This window comes from Streptomyces sp. NPDC059567 (genome assembly GCF_042735655.1).
GTDB lineage: Bacteria > Actinomycetota > Actinomycetes > Streptomycetales > Streptomycetaceae > Streptomyces.
In genome coordinates this window covers 1-23,173 of sequence record NZ_JBHWBS010000117.1, presented here as the reverse complement: position 1 = coordinate 23,173, position 23,173 = coordinate 1, and the positions used below count along the sequence as shown (strand labels likewise).

The following is a 23,173-nucleotide window of genomic DNA, read 5'->3' as shown; positions in this document are numbered from 1 at the left end:
GCACGATGTGCTGCGGGCCCCTTCGGCTGCCGGGAGCTAGGCGTCCCGGCGAAGGCGTGGCTTCAGGTCCTTGAAGCGGGCCAGGAGGCCGTTGACGAAGGTCGGCGACTCGTCGGTGGAGAACTCCTTGGCGAGCTGCACCGCCTCGTCGATCGCCACGGCGTCCGGCGTCTCGTCGGCCCAGATCAGCTCGTACGCGCCGAGGCGCACGATGTTCCGGTCGGCGACCGGCATCCGGTCCAGGTCCCAGTCCACCGCGTAGGTGGCGATGAGCTCGTCGATCCGGTTCGCGTGGTCCGCGTACCCCTCGACCAGCTGCATCGTGAACTCGTTGACCGGCGGCTGACGGTCGTCGGACCGTGCGTGCCGGACCCAGTCCGCGAGGACCTGCTGCACGGACGCACCGCGCTGGTCAGCCTCGAAGAGGATCTGGAAGGCGCGCTTACGGGCCTTGCTGCGGGCAGCCACGGTTAGCTGTTCACCCGGCCGAGGTAGTCGCTCGTGCGGGTGTCGACCTTGATCTTCTCACCGGTGGTGATGAAGAGCGGGACCTGGATCTCGTGGCCGGTCTCCAGCGTGGCCGGCTTGGTGCCGCCGGTGGAGCGGTCGCCCTGGACGCCCGGGTCGGTGTGCTGGACGGTCAGCTCGACGGCGGCGGGGAGCTCGACGTAGAGCACCGAGCCCTCGTGCTGCGCGACCGAGGCGGTGAAGCCCTCGATCAGGAAGTTGGCGGCGTCGCCGACGGCCTTGCGCTCGACCATCAGCTGGTCGTAGGTCTGCATGTCCATGAAGACGAAGTAGTCGCCGTCCATGTACGAGAACTGCATGTCGCGGCGGTCGATGGTGGCCGTCTCGACCTTCACACCGGCGTTGAAGGTCTTGTCGACGACCTTGCCGGAGAGCACGTTCTTGAGCTTGGTGCGCACGAAGGCGGGGCCCTTGCCGGGCTTGACGTGCTGGAACTCGACGACGGACCAGAGCTGGTCCCCGTCGAGCTTGAGCACCATGCCGTTCTTGAGGTCGTTCGTGGAAGCCACGGTTGCGGAATCTCCTGGACTGACGTGGGACCACGGAGGCGTACGCGCCCTACAGCGCGAGCAGCTCCTTGGTCGTAATGGTGAGTAGCTCGGGTCCGCCGTCCGCCTCCTGGCGCACGACGAGCGTGTCATCGATCCGGACCCCGCCCCGGCCCGGGAGGTGGACCCCCGGTTCGACGGTGACCGGCACACAAGCGTCCAGTTTACCCATGGCCGAGGGTGCGAGCTGCGGGTCCTCGTCGATTTCCAGGCCGACACCGTGCCCGGTGAGGGAGGGAACGGCCTCTCCGTGGCCCGCGGCGTCCAGGATCTGGCGGGCGGCGCGGTCCACGTCGCGGTACTCCGCGCCGGGCGCCAGGGACTCCCGGCCCGCCCGCTGAGCGGCGAAGACGAGGTCGTAGAGCTCGATCTGCCAGTCCGCGGGGGTGGTTCCGATGACGAACGTACGGCCGATCTCGCAGCGGTAGCCACGGTAGTTGGCGCCGAGGCAGACGGAGAGGAAATCTCCCTCCTCGACCCGGCGGTCGGAGGGCCGGTGGCCGCCCCGGCCGGAGTTCGGCCCGGTGGCCACGGAGGTCGGGAAGGCGGCGCCGTCCGCGCCGTGGTCGACGAGCCGGCGTTCCAGCTCCAGGGCGAGATGCCGCTCGGTCCGCCCGACCAGGATGGACTCCAGGAGTTCTCCCAGGGCCTGGTCGGCGATCTCGGCCGCGATCCGCAGACAGGCGATCTCGTCCTCGTCCTTCACGATCCTCAGCTGTTCCACGGCTCCGCCGAGATCGGCGAGCTGGAGCTGCGGCGCGACCGAGCCCATGGCGCGGTGGCGGGCCACGGTCAGATGGTGCTCCTCGACGGCGAGGGCGTCCGCGCCCGCCTTGCGGGCGAAGTCGACGGCCGCGACGGCCGGATCCCCGCCGGCCGCGGGCAGCACCGCCTGGCGGAGCGACTCGTCGAGCCGCCCGTCGGCCGGATCGCCGCCCGGTGCGGTGGGGCAGAGCAGCACGTCCTCGTCCGGGCCGATCAGCAGCACGGCGCCGAGGGGCGAACCGCCCGCGAGATAGCGGACGTTGGCGGGGCGGGAGACCAGGGCCGCCGGGGCGCCGGCCGCCGCGCACCGGTCGCGCAGCCGCACCCGGCGGTCCGCATACACCTCTGACATGTTCCGAGCCTACGAGGGGCGGGCCGCCCCGGCCTGCTCAGCGCGGCCGACCGGGCCATCGGCGGCCGCCTCGGGCCGTCACCAGGCGGGTGGGCTCGCTATGGACCGGGCCAGGACCTCGTCGAGGACGCGGGCGGTGGTCTCGACGTCGTACTTGGAGTTGTCGATGATCGGCAGGCCGGAGCCGTACCAGCCGGCCATCCGGCCGTGGATGGAGGCGACCTCCTCGTCCGAGAGGCGCCGGTTGCCGCTGCGCTCGGCGTTGCGCTCCAGGACGATCTCCAGGCCCGGCAGGAGCACGACCGGAAGCAGTCCGGGGCCGACGTGCCGCTTCCAGCCGCCGAGGCCGACGACGGGGCGGTCGGGGAAGACGGCGTCGTCGAGGATGCACGAGATGCCGTTGGCGAGGAAGTTGCGGGCGGCGAAGCCGCAGGTGCGGCGGGCGAGGCGGTATTGGGCCTCGGAGTGTTCGTTCCAGCCCGACTGGGGGTCGGCGAAGCCGGAGCAGACCCACTCGCGGACGTCGTCGAGGCTGATGTGCGCGGTCGGCACGCGGCGGCGCTTGGCCCAGTGACGCGCGACGGTCGTCTTGCCGGCGCCCGCGGGGCCGATCAGGAGGACGGCGAGGGTCGCCGTGCCGGTGCCCGGCTCGGCGGCATGCGGCGCGGGTATGGCGACGGGCGGCAGCTGCACATGCCCGGTGGTGGTGTCGCGCGGCGCCGGGGCCGGCTGTCCGGGATGCGGAGGCACTCCGCCGGCCGTCCAGCCGGGGGCGGGCGGCGCGGCGGGGTGGTGCGCCTGTGGCGGGCCGGGAGGGACGGGGTGGGAGTGGGGGTGCGGATGCGGTGCCTGGTGTCCGCCCTGCGCCATCGGAGGTCGCCCGGCGCCCTGCGCCCATCCCGTGGGTTCGGGCGGTGGCAACGGAGCCCCCACTGCGTGCTGCATCCGGTGCCACTCCGTCTCGTACGGCCGATACTTCCGGAAACGTTACCGCCCCCGGCTCCCACAGGGGGAACGGCCGGGGGCGGTCCGAAGTGCCCTACGAGGCGAGTTCGCCTCCCGGGGCGCTCGCTGTCAGTCGGTCAGTTCCTCCGCCAGCGCCCGCAGGGCGAGCCGGTAGGAGCCGATCCCGAATCCGGCAACGGTGCCGGTCGCGACCGCGGCGACGACCGAGGTGTGCCGGAATTCCTCCCGGGTGTACGGGTTCGAGATGTGCACCTCGATCAACGGCGCGGTCCGCTGGGCGGCCGCGTCGCGCATCCCGTACGAGTAGTGCGTGAAGGCACCCGGGTTGAGAACGACCGGAATCGAGCCGTCCGCGGCCTCGTGCAGCCAGCGGATCATCTCGCCCTCGTCGTTGGTCTCCCGCACGTCGACGTCGAAGCCGAGCTCGGCCCCGAGGGCCCGGCACGACTCCACCAGGCCCTTGTACGACGTGGCGCCGTAGATGTCGGGCTCGCGGGAGCCGAGCCGGCCGAGGTTCGGGCCGTTCAGCACGAGGACGGGACGGAGGTCGCTCACGCGGACACCTCGCCGTAGGCCGCGATCAGCACGGCCGGGTCCGGGCCTTCGAGCACGGTCGGCTTGCCGAGCCCGTCGAGGACGATGAAGCGCAGCAGGTCGCCGCGGGACTTCTTGTCGACCTTCATGGTCTCCAGGAGCTTGGGCCACTGGTCACCGCGGTAGGTGAGGGGAAGGCCGACCGACTCCAGGACCGTGCGGTGACGGTCGGCGGTGGCGTCGTCGAGCCGGCCGGCCAGCCGGCCGAGCTCGGCGGCGAAGACCATGCCGACGGATACGGCCGCGCCGTGCCGCCACTTGTACCGCTCGTTCTTCTCGATCGCGTGGGCGAGCGTGTGGCCGTAGTTCAGGATCTCGCGCAGGCCCGACTCCTTGAGGTCGCCGGAGACGACCTCGGCCTTGACCTTGATCGAGCGGACGATCAGCTCGGCGGTGTGCGGTCCGTCCGGCGTACGGGCCCCCTGCGGGTCCGCCTCCACGAGGTCGAGGATCACCGGGTCGGCGATGAAGCCGGCCTTGATGATCTCCGCCATGCCGCTGACGTAGTCGTTGACCGGCAGCGAGTCCAGCGCGGCCAGGTCGCACAGGACGCCGGCGGGCGGGTGGAAGGAGCCGACGAGGTTCTTGCCCTCGGCGGTGTTGATACCGGTCTTGCCGCCGACGGCCGCGTCGACCATGCCGAGGACCGTGGTCGGTACGGCGATCCAGCGGACCCCACGCAGCCACGTGGCGGCCACGAAGCCGGCCAGGTCGGTCGTCGAGCCACCGCCGACGCCGACGATGACGTCGGTGCGGGTGAAGCCGGTCTGGCCGAGCGCCTTCCAGCAGTAGGCCGCGACCTCGGCGGTCTTGGCCTCCTCGGCGTTCGGCACCTGGATGGCGACGGCCTCGAAGCCCTGGTCGGCGAGGTCGGCCCGCAGGGCCTCACCCGTCTCGGCCAGCGCCTCTGGGTGGATCACGGCGACGCGCTTGGCCTTCTGCCCGATCAGGGCGGGCAGCTCGGCGAGCAGCTGCCGCCCGACCAGCACCTCGTACGGATCCGTGCCCGCCGAACCGCCGACCTGGATTCGGGTCACTTCCTGGTCCGTCATACGTCCTTCTTCAACTCCAGAGCGTCGAGGACCGCGTCCGCGACCTCTTCGGGGGTGCGGTCGTCGGTGGCGACGACGACCCGGGCGACTTCGGTGTAGAGGTGGCGGCGCGCCTCCATCAGCTCGCGCCACTGGCGGCGCGGGTTGACGGCGAGCAGCGGCCGCGCGGTGTTGAGACCGACACGGCGTACGGCCTCCTCGACGTCCATCGAGAGATAGGCGACCGGCAGTCCGGTGAGGAGCTCGCGGGTGCCGGCGTCGAGGACCGCGCCGCCGCCGAGCGCGAGGACGCCCTCGTGGTCGGCGACCGCGGTCCGTACGGCCTCGCGCTCCAGGGCGCGGAAGTGCTCCTCGCCGTCCTCGATGAAGATGTCCGCGATCTCACGGCCCTGGGCGGCGACGATGTCGGCGTCGGTGTCCCGGTAGGGCGCACCGAGCAGCTCGGCGAGGAGCGCGCCCACCGTGGACTTGCCGGACCCCATGGGCCCGACCAGGACGACCTGCGGTCCGGTCACCGGATCTGGAGGTTGTCGAGGTACGACCGGACGTTCCGGCGGGTCTCCGGGACGCTGTCGCCGCCGAACTTCTCGACGACGGCGTCCGCGAGGACGAGCGCGACCATGGCCTCGGCAACGATGCCTGCGGCGGGGACGGCGCAGACGTCGGAGCGCTGGTGGTGGGCCTGGGCGGCCTCGCCGGTGGCGACGTCGACGGTGGCGAGCGCGCGCGGGACGGTCGCGATCGGCTTCATCGCGGCGCGGACGCGGAGCAGCTCACCGGTGGTCAGGCCGCCCTCGGTGCCGCCGGAGCGGCCGGTGGTGCGCTTGATGCCGTCGTCGGTCCGCACGATCTCGTCGTGCGCCTTCGAGCCGGGCACGCGGGCGAGCTCGAAGCCGTCGCCGACCTCGACGCCCTTGATGGCCTGGATGCCCATGAGCGCGGCGGCGAGCCGCGCGTCGAGGCGGCGGTCCCAGTGGACGTGGGAGCCGAGGCCGACGGGCACGCCGTACGCCAGGACCTCGACGACGCCGCCGAGGGTGTCGCCGTCCTTGTGGGCCTGGTCGATCTCCGCGACCATCGCCTTCGACGCGTCCGCGTCGAGGCAGCGCACGGGGTCGGCGTCGAGCTTCTCGACGTCGGCGGGGGTCGGGTAGACGCCGTACGGGGCCTTGGCCGCCGCGAGCTCCACCACGTGGGAGACGATCTCGATGCCCGCGGCCTCCTTGATGAAGGACCGGGCGACGGCTCCGAGGGCGACGCGGGCCGCGGTCTCACGGGCGCTGGCGCGCTCCAGGATCGGCCGGGCCTCGTCGAAGCCGTACTTCTGCATTCCGGCGAGGTCGGCGTGGCCGGGACGGGGCCGGGTCAGGGGCGCGTTGCGGCCCGTCTCCTTGAGCTCGGCCGGGTCGACCGGGTCGGCCGCCATGACCTTCTCCCACTTGGGCCACTCGGTGTTGCCGACCATCACGGCGATCGGCGAGCCGAGGGAGAGCCCGTGCCGGACGCCGCCCAGGAAGGTGATCTCGTCCTGCTCGAACTTCATGCGCGCGCCGCGCCCATAGCCGAGGCGCCGCCGCGCGAGGTGGTCCGCCACGAGTTCCGTGGTGACCGGGACGCCGGCGGGAAGGCCCTCCAGCGTCGCGACCAGCGCGGGTCCGTGGGACTCTCCGGCGGTCAGCCAGCGCAACCTGCTCAACGATGCTCCTCATGCTCGCGCCCAGAACTGCTTGGCGCGACCAGGTGCGCGGCCCTGGCCCGCCGTCATCGATCCTCCCACGTTCGGCGACCGATCCCGGTTCAGGTCCAGTTATCGGACGATGCACGGGACGAATATGTCAGCTGGCGGGGGCCCGACACGGTGTCACGCCATGGGCTACGGCTGGGACGCGAGCGCCTCGGTGCCCGCCCGCCGCATCGCCTCCAGCGGCGCCGGGGCGCGGCCGGTCATCCGTTCGACCTGGAGGACGGCCTGGTGCACCAGGAGGTCCAGACCGCCGAGGACCGTGCCGCCCTGGGCGGACCAGGCCGCGGCGAGCGGGGTCGGCCAGGGGTGGTAGAGCACGTCGAAGAGGGTGCCGGGAGCACCGGAGACCGCGGGTGCCAGGTCGTCCGTCGTCCCGGCGGGGGTGGTCGCGATCACGAGCGGGGACGCGAACGCCTCCGCCGCGCTCCCCCAGTCCGCGGTACGCACGTCCACACCGAGCCGCTCACCCCAGCCGCGCATCTCGTCGGCCCGCGCCTCGCTCCGTACGTAGGCGGTGACGGGACCGGCGCAGATGCGCGCCAGCGCGGCGAGCGCCGAGGAGGCGGTGGCACCGGCGCCGAGGACGGCGGCGGACTCCACCTTCTCCACGCCCCGCTCGCGCAGGGCGGCGATCAGACCGGGGATGTCGGTGTTGTCGCCGACGCGACGGCCGTCCTCGGTGAAGACGACCGTGTTCACCGCCTCCACCGAGGCGGCCGTGTCGCTGATCTCGTCGAGCAGCGGGATGATCGCCCGCTTCAACGGCATGGTCAGCGACAGGCCGGCCCAGGAGCCGTCCAGCCCGGCGACGAACTCGGGCAGCCCGGCCTCGTCGACCTCGAACCGGTCGTACGACCAGCCGTCGAGGCCGAGCGCGGCGTAAGCCGCCCGGTGCAGGACCGGGGAGAGCGAGTGGGCGATGGGCGAGCCGAGGACGGCCGCGCGCCGCATGGACGGCATCAGTTCTTCCTCGACTTGTTGAACTCGTTGACGAGCTTCTGGTGATCGGCGTTCGTCTTGGTGAACTTGGACGTCTTGCCGTCGAGCGAGATGAAGTAGTACCAGCCCTCGTTCGTCGGGTTCACCACGCCCTTCAGCGCCTCGTTGCCCGGGTTGCCGATCGGACCGGGCGGCAGGCCCTTGTAGTAGTACGTGTTGTAGAGGTTGTCGTACTTCCGCAGTTCCTCGAGGGTGAGGTCGATCTTGCTCTGGTTCTTGATGTAGTTGTACGTCGAGTCGAACTCCAGCTTGCCGTACGTCTGCGGGTTGCTGGGCTTGAGCCGGTTGTAGACGACCTCGGCCATCTTGCGGAAGTCGTCGTGCGAGGTGCCCTCCGCCTGGACGAGGCTCGCGATGGAGATGAGTTCCCACGGGCTTTCCACGCCGAGCTGCTTCGCCTTGGCCTCAAGGTCGTACTTCGCGAACTCCGCGTTGGAGCGGGAGACCATCTTGCGCAGCACGTCCTCGGGCTTGTTGCCCTTGGCCACCGGGTAGCTCGCCGGGAACAGGAAGCCTTCCAGCGGGTCCTTCACGTCCTTGTGGTTCTTCGCCCAGTCGGGGAGACCCAGGTCGTTCGCCTTCGCCTTGGCGGCGCGCTGCGTCGAGCCGGCCTCGAGCTCGAGCTTCTTGTCGATCTGCTCGTAGACCCAGACGTTCCGCTTGCCTTCGGGGATCACGAAGTTCGCCTGGCTCGCCGGGTCGAGCATCATCGTGACGGCGCTCTCCGCCGACATCTCCTTCCTCAGCGTGTAGACGCCCGCCTGGATCTTGATGCCGTTCGGGTTCTTGCCCTGCGCCGAGACGAAGGCGTCGACGCTCTTGACGACACCCTCCCTCTTGAGGATGTTCCCGATCTCGTAGCCGCCGGCACCCTTGGGGATCTCGACCTGGATCTCGCCGCCGCCGTCGCCCGCGTAGTCGGGTGCCGCGCCGAACTGGCCCTGCCAGAACTGGTAGCCGAAGTAGCCGATGCCGCCGACACCGCCCGCGAGCACGAGGGCGACGACCAGGCATGCGATGCCGTTCTTGCCCTTCTTGCTCTTCTGGCCCTTCTGGCCCTTGCCGCCCCGCCGGTCGCGACCGCCCCGCGACGAGCCGTCTTCGGACGGGTCGTCGTCGTAGTCGTCGTCATCGGCGCCGTTCTCGCCGGTGAAGAAGGGGTGCCGCTCCTCTTCCTCGGGCTCCGCGTCCCAGTCGATCACCGGCTCCGGCGGACCCTGCCGCCGGCTCGGGGGCTGCGGCGGCGGGTACGCCTCGGGGGTGCCGTAGAGGTCGGGGTTCTGGCCGCCGTACGGATCGGCGGGAGTCGCGCCGTACGGCATGGCCGCCTGGCCCGTCTCCCAGCCCGTGTCGTACTGCTGTGCGGGGTACCCGGGCGTGTCGTAGCCCTGCCCGGGATACCCCTGCTGCCCGCCGTACGACTGATTTCCATACTGCGGATCGCTGTACTGCTGAGGCTGCTGCGGCTGGTGCTGCTGGCCCTGATGCTGCTGCGGCTGCTGGTACTGCTGGGTGTACCCCTGCTGCCCGCCCTGGCCGTACTGGTCCTGCGCGTACGAGCCCTGGCCGTACTGATCCTGGGCGTACTGGTCCTGGCCGAGCTGCCCGTGGCCGTACTGGTCCTGGCCGTACTGCGCCTGCTGCGGGTACGGCTGCTGCTGGCCTCCCCATCCCTGGTCCCCGTACAACGGGTCCTCGGGATGCCACGGTTCGGAGCCAGGGCCCCGGCCATACTCAGTCATCGATCCCCAAACAGCCGCGAGGCTTCCGGACGATCCGCCTCTACGTTGTGCGGTAGCTGTTCGAACACCACCGCATCGCGCGGAACGTTACCGTATCGCGATCAGATGACCACTTCGACGCCCTCGCCGGGCGGATTACCTGATACCCGTTCGGACTCAAGAGCATTCTGAAGGATGATCACAGCGGCGGCCTGATCGATGACGGACCGGCCCTTCTTCGACTTCACCCCCGAGGCCCGCAGGCCCTGTGTGGCCGTCACCGTCGTCATCCGCTCGTCGACCAGGCGGACCGGGATCGGCGCGATGCCCTTCGCCATCTCCTGCGCGAAGGCGCGGACCTTGGTGGCCGCCGGGCCCTCCCGCCCGCTGAGCGAGCGGGGCAGGCCCACGACGACCTCGATCGGTTCGTACTCCTCGACGATCTGCCTCAACCGCCGGTGGGCGGCCGGGACATCACGTCCCGGCACGGTCTCCACCGGAGTGGCGAGGACCCCGTCGGGGTCGCACGAGGCGACCCCGATCCGGGCGTCCCCGACGTCGATCGCGAGTCGACGGCCGCGACGCATCGTCACGCCGTCTCCACCACGAGACGCTCGACGGCCTCGATGGCCTCGCCGATCGCCTCGGGATTCTGGCCGCCGCCCTGGGCGACGTCCGGCTTGCCGCCACCGCCGCCGCCGAGGGTCTTGGCGGCCGTGCGGACCAGCTCGCCGGCCTTGAGACCGCGCTCGCGGGCGGCCTCGTTGGTGGCGATGACCGTGAGCGGACGACCGTTGGCCGTGGTGAAGAGGGCCACGACGGCCGGGCGGTCGCCCGGGATGCGGCCGCGGACGTCGAGGACCAGCTTGCGCAGGTCGTCGGCGGAGGTGCCGTCAGGGACCTGGCCGGTGACGAGCGCGACGCCGCGGATGTCCTTGGCGCCCTCGACCAGACCGGCGGCGGCCTGCAGCACCTTCTCGGCGCGGAACTTCTCGATCTCCTTCTCGGCGTCCTTCAGCTTGCCGAGCATGGCGGAGATCTTCTCCGGCAGCTCCTCGGCGCGGCCCTTGACCAGCTCCTGGAGCTGGGCGACGACCGTGTGCTCCCGGGCGAGGAAGTTGTACGCGTCGACACCGACGAGGGCCTCGACCCGGCGCACGCCACTGCCGATCGACGACTCGCCGAGCAGCTTCACCAGACCCAGCTGGGCGGTGTTGCCGACGTGCGTACCGCCGCACAGCTCCTTGGAGAAGTCGCCGATGGTGACGACGCGGACCTTCTCGCCGTACTTCTCGCCGAACTCGGCGATGGCGCCCTGGCGCTTGGCCTCGTCGATCGGCATGACCTCGGCGTGGACCTCGAGCTCGCGGGCGAGGACCTCGTTGATCTTCTGCTCGACGTCCGTGAGGACCGTGCCGGGCACGGCGTTCGGCGAGCCGAAGTCGAAGCGGAAGCGGCCGGGCGAGTTCTCGGAACCGGCCTGGGCGGCCGTCGGGCCGAGCGCGTCACGCAGGGCCTGGTGCGTCAGGTGCGTGGCGGAGTGGGCGCGGGCGATGGCACGGCGGCGGCGGATGTCGATGGCGGCGTACGCGGTGGATCCGACCGTCACCTCGCCGACCTGGACGGAGCCCTTGTGCACGGAGACTCCGGGGACCGGCTGCTGGACGTCGCGGACCTCGATGACGGCGCCGCTGTGCAGCTTGATCCGGCCCTGGTCGGCGAGCTGGCCGCCGCCCTCGGCGTAGAAGGGGGTGCGGTCGAGGACGACCTCGACCTCGTCGCCCTCCGAGGCGGCCGGCGACGGGACACCGTTGACCAGCAGACCGACGACCGTGGTCTCGCCCTCGGTGTTGGTGTAGCCGGTGAACTCGGTGGCGCCGTTGCCGTCCGCGATCTCGCGGTAGGCGGCGACGTCGGCGTGGCCGGTCTTCTTGGCCTTGGCGTCGGCCTTGGCCTTGTCCCGCTGCTCCTGCATGAGGCGGCGGAAGCCGGCCTCGTCCACGGAGAGCCCCTGCTCGGCGGCGATCTCCAGGGTGAGGTCGATCGGGAAGCCCCAGGTGTCGTGGAGCAGGAACGCCTTGTCGCCCGGGAGGACCGTGCTGCCCGCGGCCTTGGTCTCGGTGACGGCGCCGTCGAGGACGTTCGAGCCGGCGTTGAGCGTCTTGAGGAAGCGGGCCTCCTCGGCGAGCGCGACGGTCTCGACGCGCTTGCGGTCGGTGATCAGCTCGGGGTACTGCTCGCCCATCGTGTTGATCACGGTGTCCACGAGCTCGCCGACGACCGGGCCGGTGGCGCCGAGCAGGCGCATGTTGCGGATGGCGCGGCGCATGATGCGGCGCAGCACGTATCCGCGGCCCTCGTTGCCGGGGGTGACACCGTCGCCGATGAGCATCACGGACGTACGCATGTGGTCGGCCACGACACGCAGCGAGACATCGCTCTCGTGGGCCTTGCCGTAGCCGACGCCGGTGAGTTCGGTGGCCTTGTCGATGACGACCTGGAGGGTGTCGGTCTCGTACATGTTCTGTACGCCCTGGAGGATCATCGCCAGGCGCTCGAGGCCGAGGCCGGTGTCGATGTTCTTCGACGGCAGCTCGCCGAGGATCGGGAAGTCCTCCTTGCCGGAGCCCTCGCCGCGCTCGTACTGCATGAAGACCAGGTTCCAGATCTCCACGTACCGCTCGTCGTTGACGGCCGGGCCGCCCTCGACACCGAACTCGGGGCCGCGGTCGTAGTTGATCTCGGAGCACGGTCCGCAGGGGCCGGGGACGCCCATGGACCAGTAGTTGTCCTTCTTGCCGAGGCGCTGGATGCGCTCGGCCGGGACGCCGACGACGTCGCGCCAGATCTGCTCGGCCTCGTCGTCCTCCTGGTAGACGGTGATCCAGAGCTTCTCCGGCTCGAGCCCGTAGCCGCCGTGCTCCACCGAGGTGGTCAGCAGCTCCCAGGCGAGCTTGATGGCGCCTTCCTTGAAGTAGTCGCCGAAGGAGAAGTTGCCGCACATCTGGAAGAACGTGCCGTGGCGGGTGGTCTTGCCGACCTCTTCGATGTCGGGCGTACGCACGCACTTCTGCACGCTGGAGGCGCGCGAGAACGGCGGCTTCACCTCGCCGAGGAAGTACGGCTTGAACGGAACCATGCCCGCGGGGACCAGAAGCAGAGTCGGGTCGTCCGCGATGAGCGACGCCGAAGGCACGACGGTGTGCCCGCGCTCCTCGAAGAAGCTCAGCCAGCGGCGGCGGATTTCAGCCGACTCCATCAGTGGTCCTCATTCCGGTTGTACGAGATCGTGGGATACGAATACGTCGTGGTGTCAGGGGTGGCATCGAGCGATGCCCTGCGGCGCGGTCCGGGGAGCTCGCGCTCGACCGGCGCGTCCACCGGGGCTTCCAGGCCGAGGGCCTCGCCCAGTTCGGCCTCGCGCTGGACCATGCCCGCCCGGACGTCGAGGGCGAAGTCCTTGAGCCGGTGGCCGGTCTCGATCGCCTTGTTCGCCGCCTGCGCGGCGAGGCTCTCCGGGGTCAGCTGCTTGAGCTTCCGGTTGACCTTGGTGGTGGCCCAGACGCCGGCGGCGGCGCCTGCGGTGAACCAGAACGTACGGCGGAACATCGCGCGTCAGCCCTTCTGCTTCCGGCGTCGCGCGGCCGGCACGGTGCGACCGACGACGACGGTACGTCGCGAGGGCGCCGGCGGCGCCTCGTCACGGCCGCGGCCGAGGGCCTTGCGCACCCCGTAACCGAAGGCCGCGACCTTGACGAGCGGGCCGCCGAAGGTGGAGGCGACGGTGGAGGAGAGCGCCGAGGCGTTGGAGGTGACCTCCTGGACGTCCGAGGCGATCGCGTCGACCCGGTCGAGCTGGGTCTGCGCCGACCGCACGGTGGCGGAGGCGTCGCTGAGCAACGGGACGGCCTGCTCGGTCACGTCCGCCACCAGCTTGGTGGTCGCCTTGAGCGTCTGCGCCAGCCTCACCAGCACCACGGCGAGGAAGGAGACGAGAATCGCCCAGAACACGGCCACCAGAATCCCGGCAACCTCTCCACCGGTCACTCCGCACCGCTCCCTGCTTGTCGTTGGGCCCTTGCCAAAAGTCGTCCTCCGACCCTATCGCGCCCGGGCTCTTTCCCCGTACCGCATGAGGGCTCGTATCGCGGCTCTCGGGAGGGGACTCGTTCGATCCGATTGTACGGAGTGCGTGCGGATGGGTACGCTCCGTGTCCCATGCGAAGGAGCAACCTCCCGGCGGAGCTGAACCGGTTCATCGGACGGGCCGACGAGCGGGCCGAACTGGCCCGGCTTCTGGGGGAATTCCGTCTGGTCACGATCGTCGGGGTGGGCGGTGTCGGCAAGACCCGGCTGGGTCTGAAGGTCGCCTCGACCACGCAGAAACGCTACGTCGACGGGGTGTGGCTGGCCGATCTCTCGGTGCTGCGCGACCCGGATCTGGTGGCCCTCGCCCTGGTCGAGGCGCTGGAGCTGACCGACCACACCCTGCGGACCCCGCACGAGATCCTGACCGAGCACCTCGCGGAGCGCCGGATCCTGCTGGTCCTCGACGGCTTCGAGCATCTCCTGGCAGAGAGCGCCCCGCTCGTACGGGAGTTGCTCCGGCACTCCCCCGGCCTGACCGTGCTCGCGATGGGCCGCCGCCCGCTGCGGGTGGACGGCGAGGCGGTGTTCACGCTGGCGCCGATGGACGAGACGGACGGGGTGGGCCTGTTCGAGGAGCGGGCCCGGGCCGCCGGTGCGCCCGGTGGGCCGGACGACCGGGACCCAGCCGTCGTGCACGAGCTGTGCCGCCGGCTCGACGGGATTCCGCTGGCCCTGGAGCTGGCGGCCGCCCGGATGCCGCTGCTCACGGTGGAGCAGGTGCTGCATCGGCTCGACGACCGGTTCCGGCTGCTGACGGACGGGCCGCGCGGCGGGCTGCCGCGCCACCAGACGCTGCGGACGGCGATCGGCTGGAGCCACGAGCTCTGCACCCCGCGGGAGCGGCTGCTGTGGGCACGGCTCTCCGTCTTCGCCGGACCGTTCGATCTGGAGGCGGTGGAGTACGTCTGCGGCGGCCCGGACCTGCCGGCGGACGAGGTCCTGGAGGTGCTCGGCGGCCTGCTCGCCCAGTCGCTGGTCGCGCGGGAGGACACCACCGCGGGTCCGCGCTACCGGATCCTGGACACCGTGTCCGCGTACGGGGCGGAGTGGCTGGCGGCGCTCGGCGACACGGAGCGGATGCGCCGCCGGCACCGCGACTGGTACATGGGGCTGGCCACCTGGTGCGAGCTGGAGTGGTTCAGCCCGCGCCAGGCCGAGGTCGCGGCCTGCACGGACGCGGCGCTGCCCAATCTGCGGGCGGCCATGGAGCTCTGTCTGGAGCAGCCGGACGAGGCGCATCTGGCACAGCATCTCGCCGGGACGCTCTGGTTCTACTGGGCGGGGTGCGGACGACTCGCGGAGGGCAGGCACTGGCTGGACCGGGCGCTGGCGCTCGGCTCGGAGCACGATGACGCCCGGCTGAAGGCGCTGTGGGTGCTCGGCTACGTGGCGATCCTGCAGGGGGACAGCACGGCGGCGGTCGCGGCGCTCCACGAGTGCGGCGAGCGGGCCCGCTCGGTCGGGAACCCGGTGGCGGAGGCGTACGCGACGCACCGGATGGGCTGTCTGGCCCTGCTCTCCGACGACATGCCCCGCGCGGAGGAGCTGATCGGCAGCGCGCTGGAGGCGTACCGGGAGCTCGGCGAGCTGAACAGCAATGTGCTGATGGGGCAGGTCGAGCTGGCGATGGCCCGGGTCTTCCAGGGGGATCTGGAGAGTGCGGTCGCGCTGTGCGCGGAGGTGCGGGAGATCTGCGAGGAGCGCGGCGAGCGCTGGACCAGGGCGTACGCGCTCTATGTCCTGGCGTACGCGGCGTGGTGCGGGGGCGATCACGGCGAGGCGCGGAAGCTGCTCGCGGAGTGCGTGACCATCAACCACACCTTCCACGACCTGGTGGGTCTCGTGCTGGGGATCGAGCTGCTCGCGCTGGTGACGGCGAGCGAGGGCGATCCGGCGGAGGCGGCGGTGCTGCAGGGTGCGGCGCTGCCGGTGTGGGACTCGGTGGGGCTGCAGCTGTTCGGCTCGGGTTACTTCAACGGAGCGCGGGCGCTGTGCGAGCGGCAGGCCGGCGAGGTGCTGGGCGCGGAGCGTTACGGGGCGTCGGTACGTGAGGGGCAGCGGCTCTCGTTGGACGCGGCGGTGGACCGGGCGCTCGAGCGTCGGGGTCCGGCCACCCGCATCGCGGGACCCCGGGCGCCTCGGCCGTTCCGTACGACGGGCGCCGGACACGCGGAAGCCCGCCGGCTTCCCCACCGGTAAGGGCGGGGAAGCGGCGGGCTGAACACCGCGGGGGTGGTACTACGACAGCTGGATCAGCGGGCGTAGTACTCGACGACCAGCTGCTCGTCGCAGATGACCGGGATTTCCTTGCGGTTCGGGTCGCGGTCGAGGCGGAAGGCCAGGGCCTTCAGGTTGACCTGCAGGTAGCGCGGGGTCTCACCGTCGGCGGCGAAGCCACCCTCACGGGCCACCTGGAACAGGGGCTTCTCGCGGGAGCGCTCGCGGACCATCACGACGTCGTCGGGACGGACACGGAACGACGGCTTGTCGACCTTGCCACCGTTGACCTGGATGTGACCGTGCACGACCATCTGGCGGGCCTGGTAGATGGTGCGGGCGATGCCCGAACGCAGGACCAGGGCGTCGAGGCGACGCTCGAGCTCGACGACCAGCGCCTCGCCCGTCTTGCCCTCGGCCTTCTTGGCGCGGTCGTACGCGCGGGCCATCTGACGCTCAGAGATGTCGTACTGGGCGCGCAGACGCTGCTTCTCGAGCAGACGGACCTTGTAGTCCGAGTTCTGCTTGCGGCCACGGCCGTGCTCGCCCGGCGGGTAGGGGCGGGCCTCGAAGTACTTGACGGCCTTCGGGGTCAGCGCGATGCCGAGGGCACGCGACTTCTTGACCTTGGGACGGGACTGGTTCGGCATGAACCAACCTCTCTATCTGTACGAATACGGCTTCACCAGGGTTAGAGGAGGTCGCATCCGCAGCCGGGGAAACCCGTTTGGTCCGTGAGGACCTGTCGGGCAGCCGCTCCCTGGTCTGGGCACATACGTGCAGCACGCGAACGGCCCATCACCTGGTCCCGGGGATCCGGGGAGGTGATGGGTTGCCCGCGACACCTTCGAAGGTGCGCGACACTCCTGGAGATCCCGCCTGAGGCGGGGCTCCGGCTGCCTGTCCCGTTCTGGTGGCGCCGGCCGAGGCCGGACACGGGACGCAGCACTCCGCACGAGTGTACCGGGTCGTCCGGGTGCCCGTGCACGCGCCCGGGTCCCGCCGTCAGCCGTCGCCCCGCAGCCTCTCCCGTACCTTCTCCACCACGTCCGCGTACCGCGCCTCCGCGCCGTAGCGGGTCGGTTCGTAGTAGCGCTTGCCGTGGACCTCGTCCGGTGCGTACTGCTGGGCCGCGATGCCGCCCGGGACGTCGTGCGGGTAGACGTACCCCTGGGCGTGGCCCAGCTTGGCCGCACCCTTGTAGTGGCCGTCGCGCAGATGCGGGGGGACCGGGCCCGCCAGACCGTTCCGTACGTCCGCCTGGGCCGCGAAGATCGCGGTCGTCGCCGCGTTCGACTTGGGGGCCAGGGCCAGGGCGATCGTGGCGTGGCTCAGGGTCAGCGCCGCCTCGGGGAAGCCGATCATCGCGACCGCCTGTGCGGCCGCGACCGCCGTCGGCAGAGCCGTCGGGTCGGCCAGGCCGATGTCCTCGCTGGCCGAGATCATCAGACGGCGGGCGATGAACCGGGGGTCCTCCCCCGCCTCGATCATCCGGGCCAGATAGTGCAGCGCCGCGTCCACGTCCGAGCCCCGGATGGACTTGATGAGCGCGCTGGCCACGTCGTAGTGCTGGTCGCCGTCCCGGTCGTACTTCACCGCCGCCCGGTCGACGGTCTCCTCGACCGTCTGGAGTGTGATCTCCGGCTCGCCCTTGGCGATGGCCGAGCCCGCGGCCGCCTCCAGGGCGGTCAGCGCGCGCCGCGCGTCGCCGCCGGCGATCCGCAGCAGATGCGCCTCGGCGTCCTCGGGCAGGGTGACCGCACCGCCGAGCCCGCGGTCCTCGGTGAGGGCCTGCTTCAGCAGGTCGCGCAGGTCGTCGTCGGTGAGCGGCTCCAGCGTGAGCAGCAGGGAGCGCGAGAGCAGGGGGGAGATGATCGAGAAGTACGGGTTCTCGGTCGTCGCCGCGATCAGCGTCACCCAGCGGTTCTCCACCGCCGGGAGCAGGGAGTCCTGCTGGGCCTTGGAGAAGCGGTGGATCTCGTCGAGGAAGAGGACGGTCTCCTTGCCGAAGCCGCCGGCTGCCCGCCGGGCCCCCTCGATGACGGCGCGGACCTCCTTGACGCCCGCGGTGATCGCGGAGAGCTCCACGAAGCGCTTGTTCGTCGCTTTGGAGACGACGTACGCGAGGGTGGTCTTCCCGATGCCGGGCGGCCCCCAGAGGATCACGGACGAGGCGCCAGCCGGGCCTCCGTCGCCCTCCCCCACCAGCCGCCGCAGGGGAGATCCCGGCTTGAGCAGATGCTGCTGGCCGAGGACTTCGTCGAGGGTGCGCGGACGCATCCGTACGGCCAGGGGGCTGGCGGACGGGTCCTTCTCCTGGCGTTCTTCGGCGGCTGCGGTAAAGAGGTCGGGCTCCACGTCATGAAGCCTAGGTCACGCCACCGACAGTCCCGCCCGGCCGGTCAGGAGGTCCAGAAGTCCCACCAGCGCGTCAGGATCAGCATCCCGATGATCCCGATGTGCAGGACGGGCAGCACCCAGGTGAACTCGTCGAAGAAGGTCCGCAGGCCGCGGGGGGCGGGAATCACACCGTGGCGGACGTTGTGCGAGGTCACGTACCAGAACATGACGATCGTGGCGACCCATGCCAGGCAGCACCACAGGCAGAGGGCGTTGATCTCGTACAGCGACTGGTGCATCAGCCAGGTGCAGAACCCGACGCCGAACAGCGTGCCCGCGTTCAGTCCGAGCCAGTACCAGCGGCGGTAGCGGGCGCCCGCGAGGAGGGCGAAGCCGATGGCGATCACCATCGCGTAGGTGACGAGACCGAGCATCGGGTTCGGGAAGCCGAAGACCGAGGCCTGCTCGCTCTTCATGATGTTGCCGCAGGAGACGATCGGGTTGAGGCTGCAGCCCGGGGTGAAGTTCGGGTCCTCGAGGAGCTTGAACTTGTCGATGGTGATGACCCAGGCGGCGAGCAGGCCCGCGGCACCGGTGATCACCAGCAGCCAGGCCAAGGCGCGGCTCGCGCCGATCGTGCCGCGCGTCGCGTCGTCAACCGCTGCGTCTGTCATATCCCCGATCCATCACTCGCGGGCTTCTGGCCATGGTCATTCTGCCGCACGAGGGGCCCGTTCCACCGTTCGGTGGACATAAGGACGACCGGGGCCCGGGCCGCGAGAAGTGGTCTTCGGGCCCCGGTCGTCCTGACGCCTCGGGTCAGGCCAGCTTCGCCCGGACGGTGTCGACCAGCTCGCCCAGAGCCACCGGCTCCTGCTCGCCGGACTCCATGTCCTTCAACTGGACGACGCCCTCGGCCAGATCACGCTCGCCGGCGACCAGGGTGAAGCGCGCGCCCGAGCGGTTCGCGTCCTTCATCGCACCCTTGAGGCCCTTGCCGCCGAACGCGAAGTCCGCCGCGACGCCCGCCTTGCGGAGCTCGGTGACCTTGGCGAACAGCAGCCGGCGCGCCTCCTCGCCGAGCGCGACGGCGAAGACGCTGGTGGTCGCCGGGATGTCCAGCGCCACGCCCTCCGCCTCCAGGGCCAGCACGGTGCGGTCCACGCCGAGCGCCCAGCCGACCGACGGGAGCGCCGGGCCGCCGATCATCTCGGAGAGGCCGTCGTAGCGACCACCGCCGCCGACCGCGGACTGCGAGCCCAGGCCGTCGTGGACGAACTCGAACGTGGTCCGCGTGTAGTAGTCCAGGCCGCGCACCAGCTTGGCGTCGTCCTCGAAGGCCACACCCGCCGCGGTGATCAGCGCGCGCACCTCCTCGTGGTACGCCTTGCACGCGTCGCACAGGTAGTCGCGCAGCAGCGGCGCGCCGACCAACTGCTTCTGCACGGACTCGCGCTTGTCGTCGAGGACGCGCAGCGGGTTGATGTCAGCCCGGCGCAGCGTCTCCTCGTCGAGGTCAAGACCCCGGAGGAAGGTCTGCAGCGCCTCCCGGTAGACGGGGCGGCACTCCTTGTCCCCGAGCGAGTTCAGCAGGATGCGGAAGTTCCGCAGGCCCAGCGAGCGGTACGCGTCGTCGGCAAGGATGATCAGCTCGGCGTCGAGCGCCGGGTCCTCGGCGCCGATCGCCTCGGCACCGACCTGGGAGAAGTGCCTGTAACGGCCCTTCTGGGGGCGCTCGTAGCGGTAGTACGAGCCGGAGTACCAGAGCTTGACCGGCAGGTTGCCCTGCTTGTGCAGGCTTGCCTCCAGGGCGGCGCGCAGCACGGACGCGGTGCCCTCGGGACGCAGCGCCAGCTCGGAGCCGCCCTTGGTCGTGAGGGTGTACATCTCCTTGGTGACGATGTCGGTGGACTCGCCGACGCCGCGCGCGAAGAGGTTGACGTCCTCGAAGCCGGGCGTCTCGATGTAGCCGTAGCCGGACTTCCGCAGCGGTCCGGAGATGGCGTCACGAACCGCCAGGTACTTCGCGGAGTACGGCGGGATCAGGTCGTACGTGCCCTTGGGGGCCTTGAAGGTGCTCACGAAAGTCTCGTCACATTCCTCGTCGGGGAGCCTTCGTGCTCCCGAGGCCGGCCGCCACGTCCCGCAGGTACGGGTTGGTGGCGCGCTCCTGGCCGATGGTCGTCTGGGGACCGTGTCCCGACAGCACCACGGTCGAGTTGTCGAGCGGCAGGCACACGCGGGCCAGCGATTCGAGCATCTCGTCCATGTCACCGCCGGGCAGGTCGGTGCGTCCGATGGAGCCGGCGAAGAGCAGATCGCCCGAGAAGAACACGGAGGGGATCTCCGTGGTCTGCGGCATCTGGAAGGTCACCGACCCCTTGGTATGACCGGGCGCATGGGCGACGGAGAACTCCAGCCCGGCGAGGTCCAGCTTCGCGCCGTCCGTGAGCTCGTGCACGTCGTCCGGCTCGCCCACGGTCAGCTCGCCCATGAGCGGCATCCCGATGGAGCGGCCGAGGGCCTTCTCCGGGTCGCTCATCATGTACCGGTCGGAGGGGTGGATCCACGCGGGTACGTCATGGGCGCCGCAGACCGGGACGACGGAGGCGACATGGTCGATGTGGCCATGGGTGAGGACCACCGCGACGGGCTTGAGCCGATGCTTTCGAAGCGTCTCCTCGACTCCCTGGGCGGCCTGGTGGCCCGGGTCGATGATCACGCACTCCTCGCCTGCGGCGGGGGCGACCAGATAGCAGTTGGTCCCCCAGGCCCCGGCGGGGAACCCGGCAATCAGCACGATCGTCCTTAAATGTCGTCCGGCACGGTGGTGCGGCGGAGCGGAAGCGGCAGATCAGAGCCTACCGGCGCTGCGTATTCCACAGCCAACCCGTATACGGTACGGGCACACCCGGCCAGGGCAGGAACGCACGAGCGACAAGGAGCAGACCCGGTGGTCAGCAGCGATCAGCGGCGGCGGCAGCTCGCCAGGGAGAAGTACGTACGGCAGCAGCAGCGACGGCAGGAGGCGCGGCTGAAGGCCAGGCGCCGCAACACCGTCATCGCCGCCTCGCTGGCCGTGGTCCTGGCCGCGGGTGGCGCCGTGTACGCCTCGGTGGCGCTGACCGACAGCGGCAAGAAGGGCTCCGACGACGCCGCGGCGAGCGACGCCCCGACGCCCACGGCGAGCGAGTCGACCACGCCCGAGCCGGCGATGACCGTCGACAAGAAGGCCACGTACACGATGGCCTTGAAGACGAACGAGGGCGACGTCTCCATCACCATGGACGCGGCGAAGACCCCGCGGACGGTGAACTCCTTCAAGCACCTGGCCGACAAGAAGTACTTCGACGGGACGAAGTGTCACCGGCTCACCACCGACGGCATCTTCGTCCTCCAGTGCGGTGACCCGAAGGGCGACGGCACCGGCGGCCCGGGCTACACCATTCCGGACGAGAACCTGGACTCCCTCGGCAAGGCCGGCGCGGACGGCTCGGTGACGTTCCCGGCCGGAACGGTGGCGATGGCCAACACCGGTCAGCCGGGCACGGGCGGCAGCCAGTTCTTCCTCGTCTACAAGGACACGAAGCTGCCGCCGAGCTACACCCCCTTCGGGAAGATCGACGCGGCGGGCCTCAAGGCCGTCCAGGAGGTCGCGAAGGCCGGGGTCGAGGGCGGTGCCAAGGACGGCGCGCCCAAGAAGCCCGTCACCATCGAGAAGGCCACGGTCACCAAGAAGTGACGCACGGCGTGACCGTTGAATTTCGGTCGCGCTGAGTGCGGACAGCCGGGCGGCCGGTCGCCTAGATTGGCGTTGTGCAGCGCGGTCCTGTATCCGCGTTGTTGAGGGCGGGCGAGGCCCGCCGGGAAACTGTGGACGATGCCCAGGGGGCACAACCCCCTCAGCGGCATCATGTGGAGGAGGCGCTGTGAGCAGCGACCCGTGGGGCCGCGTCGACGAGACGGGCACCGTGTACGTGCGTACTGCCGAGGGCGAGAAGGTCGTCGGATCGTGGCAGGCCGGCACTCCCGAGGAGGCACTGGCCTACTTCGAGCGCAAGTACGAGGGCTTGGTTGTCGAGATCGGCCTCCTCGAGAAGCGGGTGAAGACCACCGACCTCTCGGCGAAGGACGCCACTGCCGCGATCGACCACATCCGGCAGCAGGTCGACGAGCATCACGCCGTGGGTGACCTCGCCGCGCTGACCACTCGTCTCGACAAGCTGGTCGAGACGGTGGAGTCGCGCCGCGAGGAGCGCAAGGTCCAGAAGGCCAAGCAGACCGACGAGGCGCGGGGCGCCAAGGAGGCCCTGGTCAAGGAGGCCGAGGAGCTGGCGCAGAGCGAGCAGTGGCGGGCCGCCGGTGAGCGGCTGCGCGCGCTCGTGGACACCTGGAAGGGCCTTCCGCGGCTCGACCGGAAGTCGGACGACGAGCTGTGGCACCGCTTCTCGCATGCCCGCTCGGCGTTCTCCAAGCGCCGCAAGGCGCACTTCGCCTCGCTGGACGCGCAGCGCGAGGAGGCCCGCAAGGCCAAGGAGAAGCTGGTCGCCGAGGCCGAGTCGCTCTCCAACTCCACGGACTGGGGTGGCACGGCCGCCCGCTACCGCGAGCTGATGGCGGAGTGGAAGGCGGTGGGCCGCGCCCAGCGCGAGCACGAGGACGACCTGTGGAACCGCTTCCGCGGCGCCCAGGACGTGTTCTTCGCGGCGCGCGGCGAGGTCTTCGCCGAGCGGGACGCGGAGCAGACCGAGAACCTCAAGCTGAAGGAGGAGCTCGCGGTCGAGGCCGAGAAGCTGGTGCCCGTGACGGATCTGAAGGCGGCGCGCGCGGCCTTCCGCTCCATCAACGAGCGCTGGGAGGCCATCGGCCACGTGCCGCGCGACGCCCGGCCGAAGGTCGAGGGCCGGATGCACGCGGTGGAGCGGGCACTCCAGGAGGCCGAGGAGTCGGAGTGGCGCCGGACCAACCCGGAGGCACGCGCGCGTGCCGCGGGTCTGACCGGTCAGCTGCAGGACGCGGTCGACAAGCTGCAGAAGCAGATCGACGCGGCCCGCGCGGCGGGCAACGACGCCAAGGCCGACAAGCTGGGCCGTGAGCTGGAGGGCCGCCAGGCGCTGCTGGACCAGGCGCTGAAGGGCCTGGAGGAGTTCGGCGGCTGACGAGGTCGTACGGGAAGGGCCCCGGTACCTGTGACAGGT

22 protein-coding genes are annotated in these 23,173 nt (G+C 70.7%); 3 read left to right on the top strand and 19 right to left on the bottom strand.

Annotation, left to right across the window (positions count from 1 at the left end; translation table 11 throughout):
* Positions 1 to 36 precede the first annotated feature (36 nt).
* The 14 genes from nusB to ACFVZW_RS32990 all read right to left on the bottom strand — a co-directional run bounded on the left by nusB (position 37) and on the right by ACFVZW_RS32990 (position 13,316).
* Positions 37 to 468 (bottom strand): transcription antitermination factor NusB, encoded by a 432-nt coding sequence (gene nusB / locus ACFVZW_RS33055; protein WP_376444042.1) that lies wholly within the window; start codon positions 466 to 468, stop codon positions 37 to 39.
* A gap of 2 nt (positions 469 to 470) precedes the next feature.
* The gene (efp, locus tag ACFVZW_RS33050; protein ID WP_384529266.1) at positions 471 to 1,037 is read right to left on the bottom strand and encodes an elongation factor P; all 567 of its coding nucleotides are present in this window, start codon (positions 1,035 to 1,037) and stop codon (positions 471 to 473) included.
* A 49-nt stretch (positions 1,038 to 1,086) separates the two neighbouring features.
* Positions 1,087 to 2,193, bottom strand: coding sequence for an aminopeptidase P family protein (locus ACFVZW_RS33045; RefSeq protein ID WP_384529263.1), 1,107 nt, complete (start codon positions 2,191 to 2,193; stop codon positions 1,087 to 1,089).
* Positions 2,194 to 2,271: 78 nt separating this feature from the next.
* On the bottom strand, positions 2,272 to 3,138 hold the full coding sequence (locus ACFVZW_RS33040) for an AAA family ATPase (RefSeq protein WP_384529260.1): 867 nt from the start codon (positions 3,136 to 3,138) through the stop codon (positions 2,272 to 2,274).
* Positions 3,139 to 3,267: 129 nt separating this feature from the next.
* Entirely contained in the window at positions 3,268 to 3,714 is a 447-nt protein-coding gene (locus ACFVZW_RS33035) for a type II 3-dehydroquinate dehydratase (protein ID WP_158985427.1), read from the bottom strand.
* Positions 3,711 to 4,805, bottom strand: a complete 1,095-nt coding sequence (gene aroB / locus ACFVZW_RS33030; RefSeq protein ID WP_384529257.1) for a 3-dehydroquinate synthase — start codon at positions 4,803 to 4,805, stop codon at positions 3,711 to 3,713. The genes ACFVZW_RS33035 and aroB overlap by 4 nt, the downstream gene beginning before the upstream one ends.
* Positions 4,802 to 5,287, bottom strand: a complete 486-nt coding sequence (locus ACFVZW_RS33025) for a shikimate kinase (RefSeq protein ID WP_384529270.1) — start codon at positions 5,285 to 5,287, stop codon at positions 4,802 to 4,804. The genes aroB and ACFVZW_RS33025 overlap by 4 nt, the downstream gene beginning before the upstream one ends.
* Before the next feature lie 29 nt (positions 5,288 to 5,316).
* Positions 5,317 to 6,501: a chorismate synthase gene (gene aroC, locus ACFVZW_RS33020; protein WP_376444027.1), complete on the bottom strand. Its 1,185-nt coding sequence runs from the start codon at positions 6,499 to 6,501 to the stop codon at positions 5,317 to 5,319.
* Between the two features lie 177 nt (positions 6,502 to 6,678).
* Entirely contained in the window at positions 6,679 to 7,509 is an 831-nt protein-coding gene (locus tag ACFVZW_RS33015) for a shikimate dehydrogenase (protein WP_384529254.1), read from the bottom strand.
* Complete coding sequence (gene mltG, locus ACFVZW_RS33010; protein WP_384529251.1) at positions 7,509 to 9,290, bottom strand: endolytic transglycosylase MltG; 1,782 nt, start codon at positions 9,288 to 9,290, stop codon at positions 7,509 to 7,511. Before mltG ends, ACFVZW_RS33015 begins: the two co-directional genes overlap by 1 nt.
* A 101-nt stretch (positions 9,291 to 9,391) precedes the next feature.
* Positions 9,392 to 9,856, bottom strand: coding sequence for a Holliday junction resolvase RuvX (gene ruvX / locus ACFVZW_RS33005; protein ID WP_329125795.1), 465 nt, complete (start codon positions 9,854 to 9,856; stop codon positions 9,392 to 9,394).
* 2 nt (positions 9,857 to 9,858) lie between these two features.
* A complete protein-coding gene (alaS, locus tag ACFVZW_RS33000) occupies positions 9,859 to 12,528 on the bottom strand; it encodes an alanine--tRNA ligase (protein ID WP_384529248.1) in 2,670 nt (889 codons plus the stop codon).
* Entirely contained in the window at positions 12,528 to 12,878 is a 351-nt protein-coding gene (locus ACFVZW_RS32995) for a DUF6167 family protein (protein ID WP_384529245.1), read from the bottom strand. The genes alaS and ACFVZW_RS32995 overlap by 1 nt, the downstream gene beginning before the upstream one ends.
* A 6-nt stretch (positions 12,879 to 12,884) precedes the next feature.
* Complete coding sequence (locus ACFVZW_RS32990; RefSeq protein WP_376444014.1) at positions 12,885 to 13,316, bottom strand: DUF948 domain-containing protein; 432 nt, start codon at positions 13,314 to 13,316, stop codon at positions 12,885 to 12,887.
* Positions 13,317 to 13,487: 171 nt separating this feature from the next.
* Between ACFVZW_RS32990 and ACFVZW_RS32985 the strand changes: the two genes are divergently transcribed.
* Positions 13,488 to 15,617, top strand: coding sequence for an ATP-binding protein (locus tag ACFVZW_RS32985; RefSeq protein ID WP_384529242.1), 2,130 nt, complete (start codon positions 13,488 to 13,490; stop codon positions 15,615 to 15,617).
* A gap of 53 nt (positions 15,618 to 15,670) precedes the next feature.
* On the opposite strand, the gene rpsD is transcribed toward ACFVZW_RS32985, so the two are convergent.
* The 5 genes from rpsD to ACFVZW_RS32960 form a co-directional block, all read right to left on the bottom strand.
* Positions 15,671 to 16,285 carry a 30S ribosomal protein S4 gene (gene rpsD / locus ACFVZW_RS32980; RefSeq protein ID WP_158985446.1) on the bottom strand — a complete coding sequence of 205 codons (615 nt, stop codon included), beginning with the start codon at positions 16,283 to 16,285 and terminating at the stop codon, positions 15,671 to 15,673.
* Positions 16,286 to 16,640: 355 nt separating this feature from the next.
* Positions 16,641 to 17,993, bottom strand: a complete 1,353-nt coding sequence (locus ACFVZW_RS32975) for a replication-associated recombination protein A (protein ID WP_384529239.1) — start codon at positions 17,991 to 17,993, stop codon at positions 16,641 to 16,643.
* Positions 17,994 to 18,037: 44 nt separating this feature from the next.
* Positions 18,038 to 18,649, bottom strand: coding sequence for a vitamin K epoxide reductase family protein (locus ACFVZW_RS32970; RefSeq protein WP_384529236.1), 612 nt, complete (start codon positions 18,647 to 18,649; stop codon positions 18,038 to 18,040).
* A 145-nt stretch (positions 18,650 to 18,794) separates the two neighbouring features.
* Positions 18,795 to 20,057: a histidine--tRNA ligase gene (gene hisS / locus ACFVZW_RS32965; protein ID WP_384529233.1), complete on the bottom strand. Its 1,263-nt coding sequence runs from the start codon at positions 20,055 to 20,057 to the stop codon at positions 18,795 to 18,797.
* A 10-nt stretch (positions 20,058 to 20,067) separates the two neighbouring features.
* Positions 20,068 to 20,775, bottom strand: a complete 708-nt coding sequence (locus ACFVZW_RS32960) for an MBL fold metallo-hydrolase (RefSeq protein ID WP_384529230.1) — start codon at positions 20,773 to 20,775, stop codon at positions 20,068 to 20,070.
* A 153-nt stretch (positions 20,776 to 20,928) separates the two neighbouring features.
* On the opposite strand from ACFVZW_RS32960, the gene ACFVZW_RS32955 reads away from it, so the two are divergent.
* Positions 20,929 to 21,717, top strand: coding sequence for a peptidylprolyl isomerase (locus ACFVZW_RS32955; protein WP_384529227.1), 789 nt, complete (start codon positions 20,929 to 20,931; stop codon positions 21,715 to 21,717).
* A 187-nt stretch (positions 21,718 to 21,904) separates the two neighbouring features.
* Positions 21,905 to 23,134 carry a DUF349 domain-containing protein gene (locus ACFVZW_RS32950; protein ID WP_384529224.1) on the top strand — a complete coding sequence of 410 codons (1,230 nt, stop codon included), beginning with the start codon at positions 21,905 to 21,907 and terminating at the stop codon, positions 23,132 to 23,134.
* Positions 23,135 to 23,173: the final 39 nt, after the last annotated feature.

Bases quoted from the DNA above. Each gene is read 5' to 3' on its own strand.
- ACFVZW_RS33025 (WP_384529270.1), bottom strand. From the start codon at position 5,287: ATGGGGTCCGGCAAGTCCACGGTGGGCGCGCTCCTCGCCGAGCTGCTC.
- ACFVZW_RS32995 (WP_384529245.1), bottom strand. From the start codon at position 12,878: ATGTTCCGCCGTACGTTCTGGTTCACCGCAGGCGCCGCCGCCGGCGTC.
- ACFVZW_RS33045 (WP_384529263.1), bottom strand. From the start codon at position 2,193: ATGTCAGAGGTGTATGCGGACCGCCGGGTGCGGCTGCGCGACCGGTGC.
- ACFVZW_RS32970 (WP_384529236.1), bottom strand. From the start codon at position 18,649: ATGACAGACGCAGCGGTTGACGACGCGACGCGCGGCACGATCGGCGCG.
- mltG (WP_384529251.1), bottom strand. From the start codon at position 9,290: ATGACTGAGTATGGCCGGGGCCCTGGCTCCGAACCGTGGCATCCCGAG.
- aroB (WP_384529257.1), bottom strand. From the start codon at position 4,805: ATGACGGACCAGGAAGTGACCCGAATCCAGGTCGGCGGTTCGGCGGGC.
- ACFVZW_RS33040 (WP_384529260.1), bottom strand. From the start codon at position 3,138: ATGCAGCACGCAGTGGGGGCTCCGTTGCCACCGCCCGAACCCACGGGA.
- alaS (WP_384529248.1), bottom strand. From the start codon at position 12,528: ATGGAGTCGGCTGAAATCCGCCGCCGCTGGCTGAGCTTCTTCGAGGAG.
- ruvX (WP_329125795.1), bottom strand. From the start codon at position 9,856: ATGCGTCGCGGCCGTCGACTCGCGATCGACGTCGGGGACGCCCGGATC.
- ACFVZW_RS32985 (WP_384529242.1), top strand. From the start codon at position 13,488: ATGCGAAGGAGCAACCTCCCGGCGGAGCTGAACCGGTTCATCGGACGG.
- rpsD (WP_158985446.1), bottom strand. From the start codon at position 16,285: ATGCCGAACCAGTCCCGTCCCAAGGTCAAGAAGTCGCGTGCCCTCGGC.
- ACFVZW_RS33015 (WP_384529254.1), bottom strand. From the start codon at position 7,509: ATGCCGTCCATGCGGCGCGCGGCCGTCCTCGGCTCGCCCATCGCCCAC.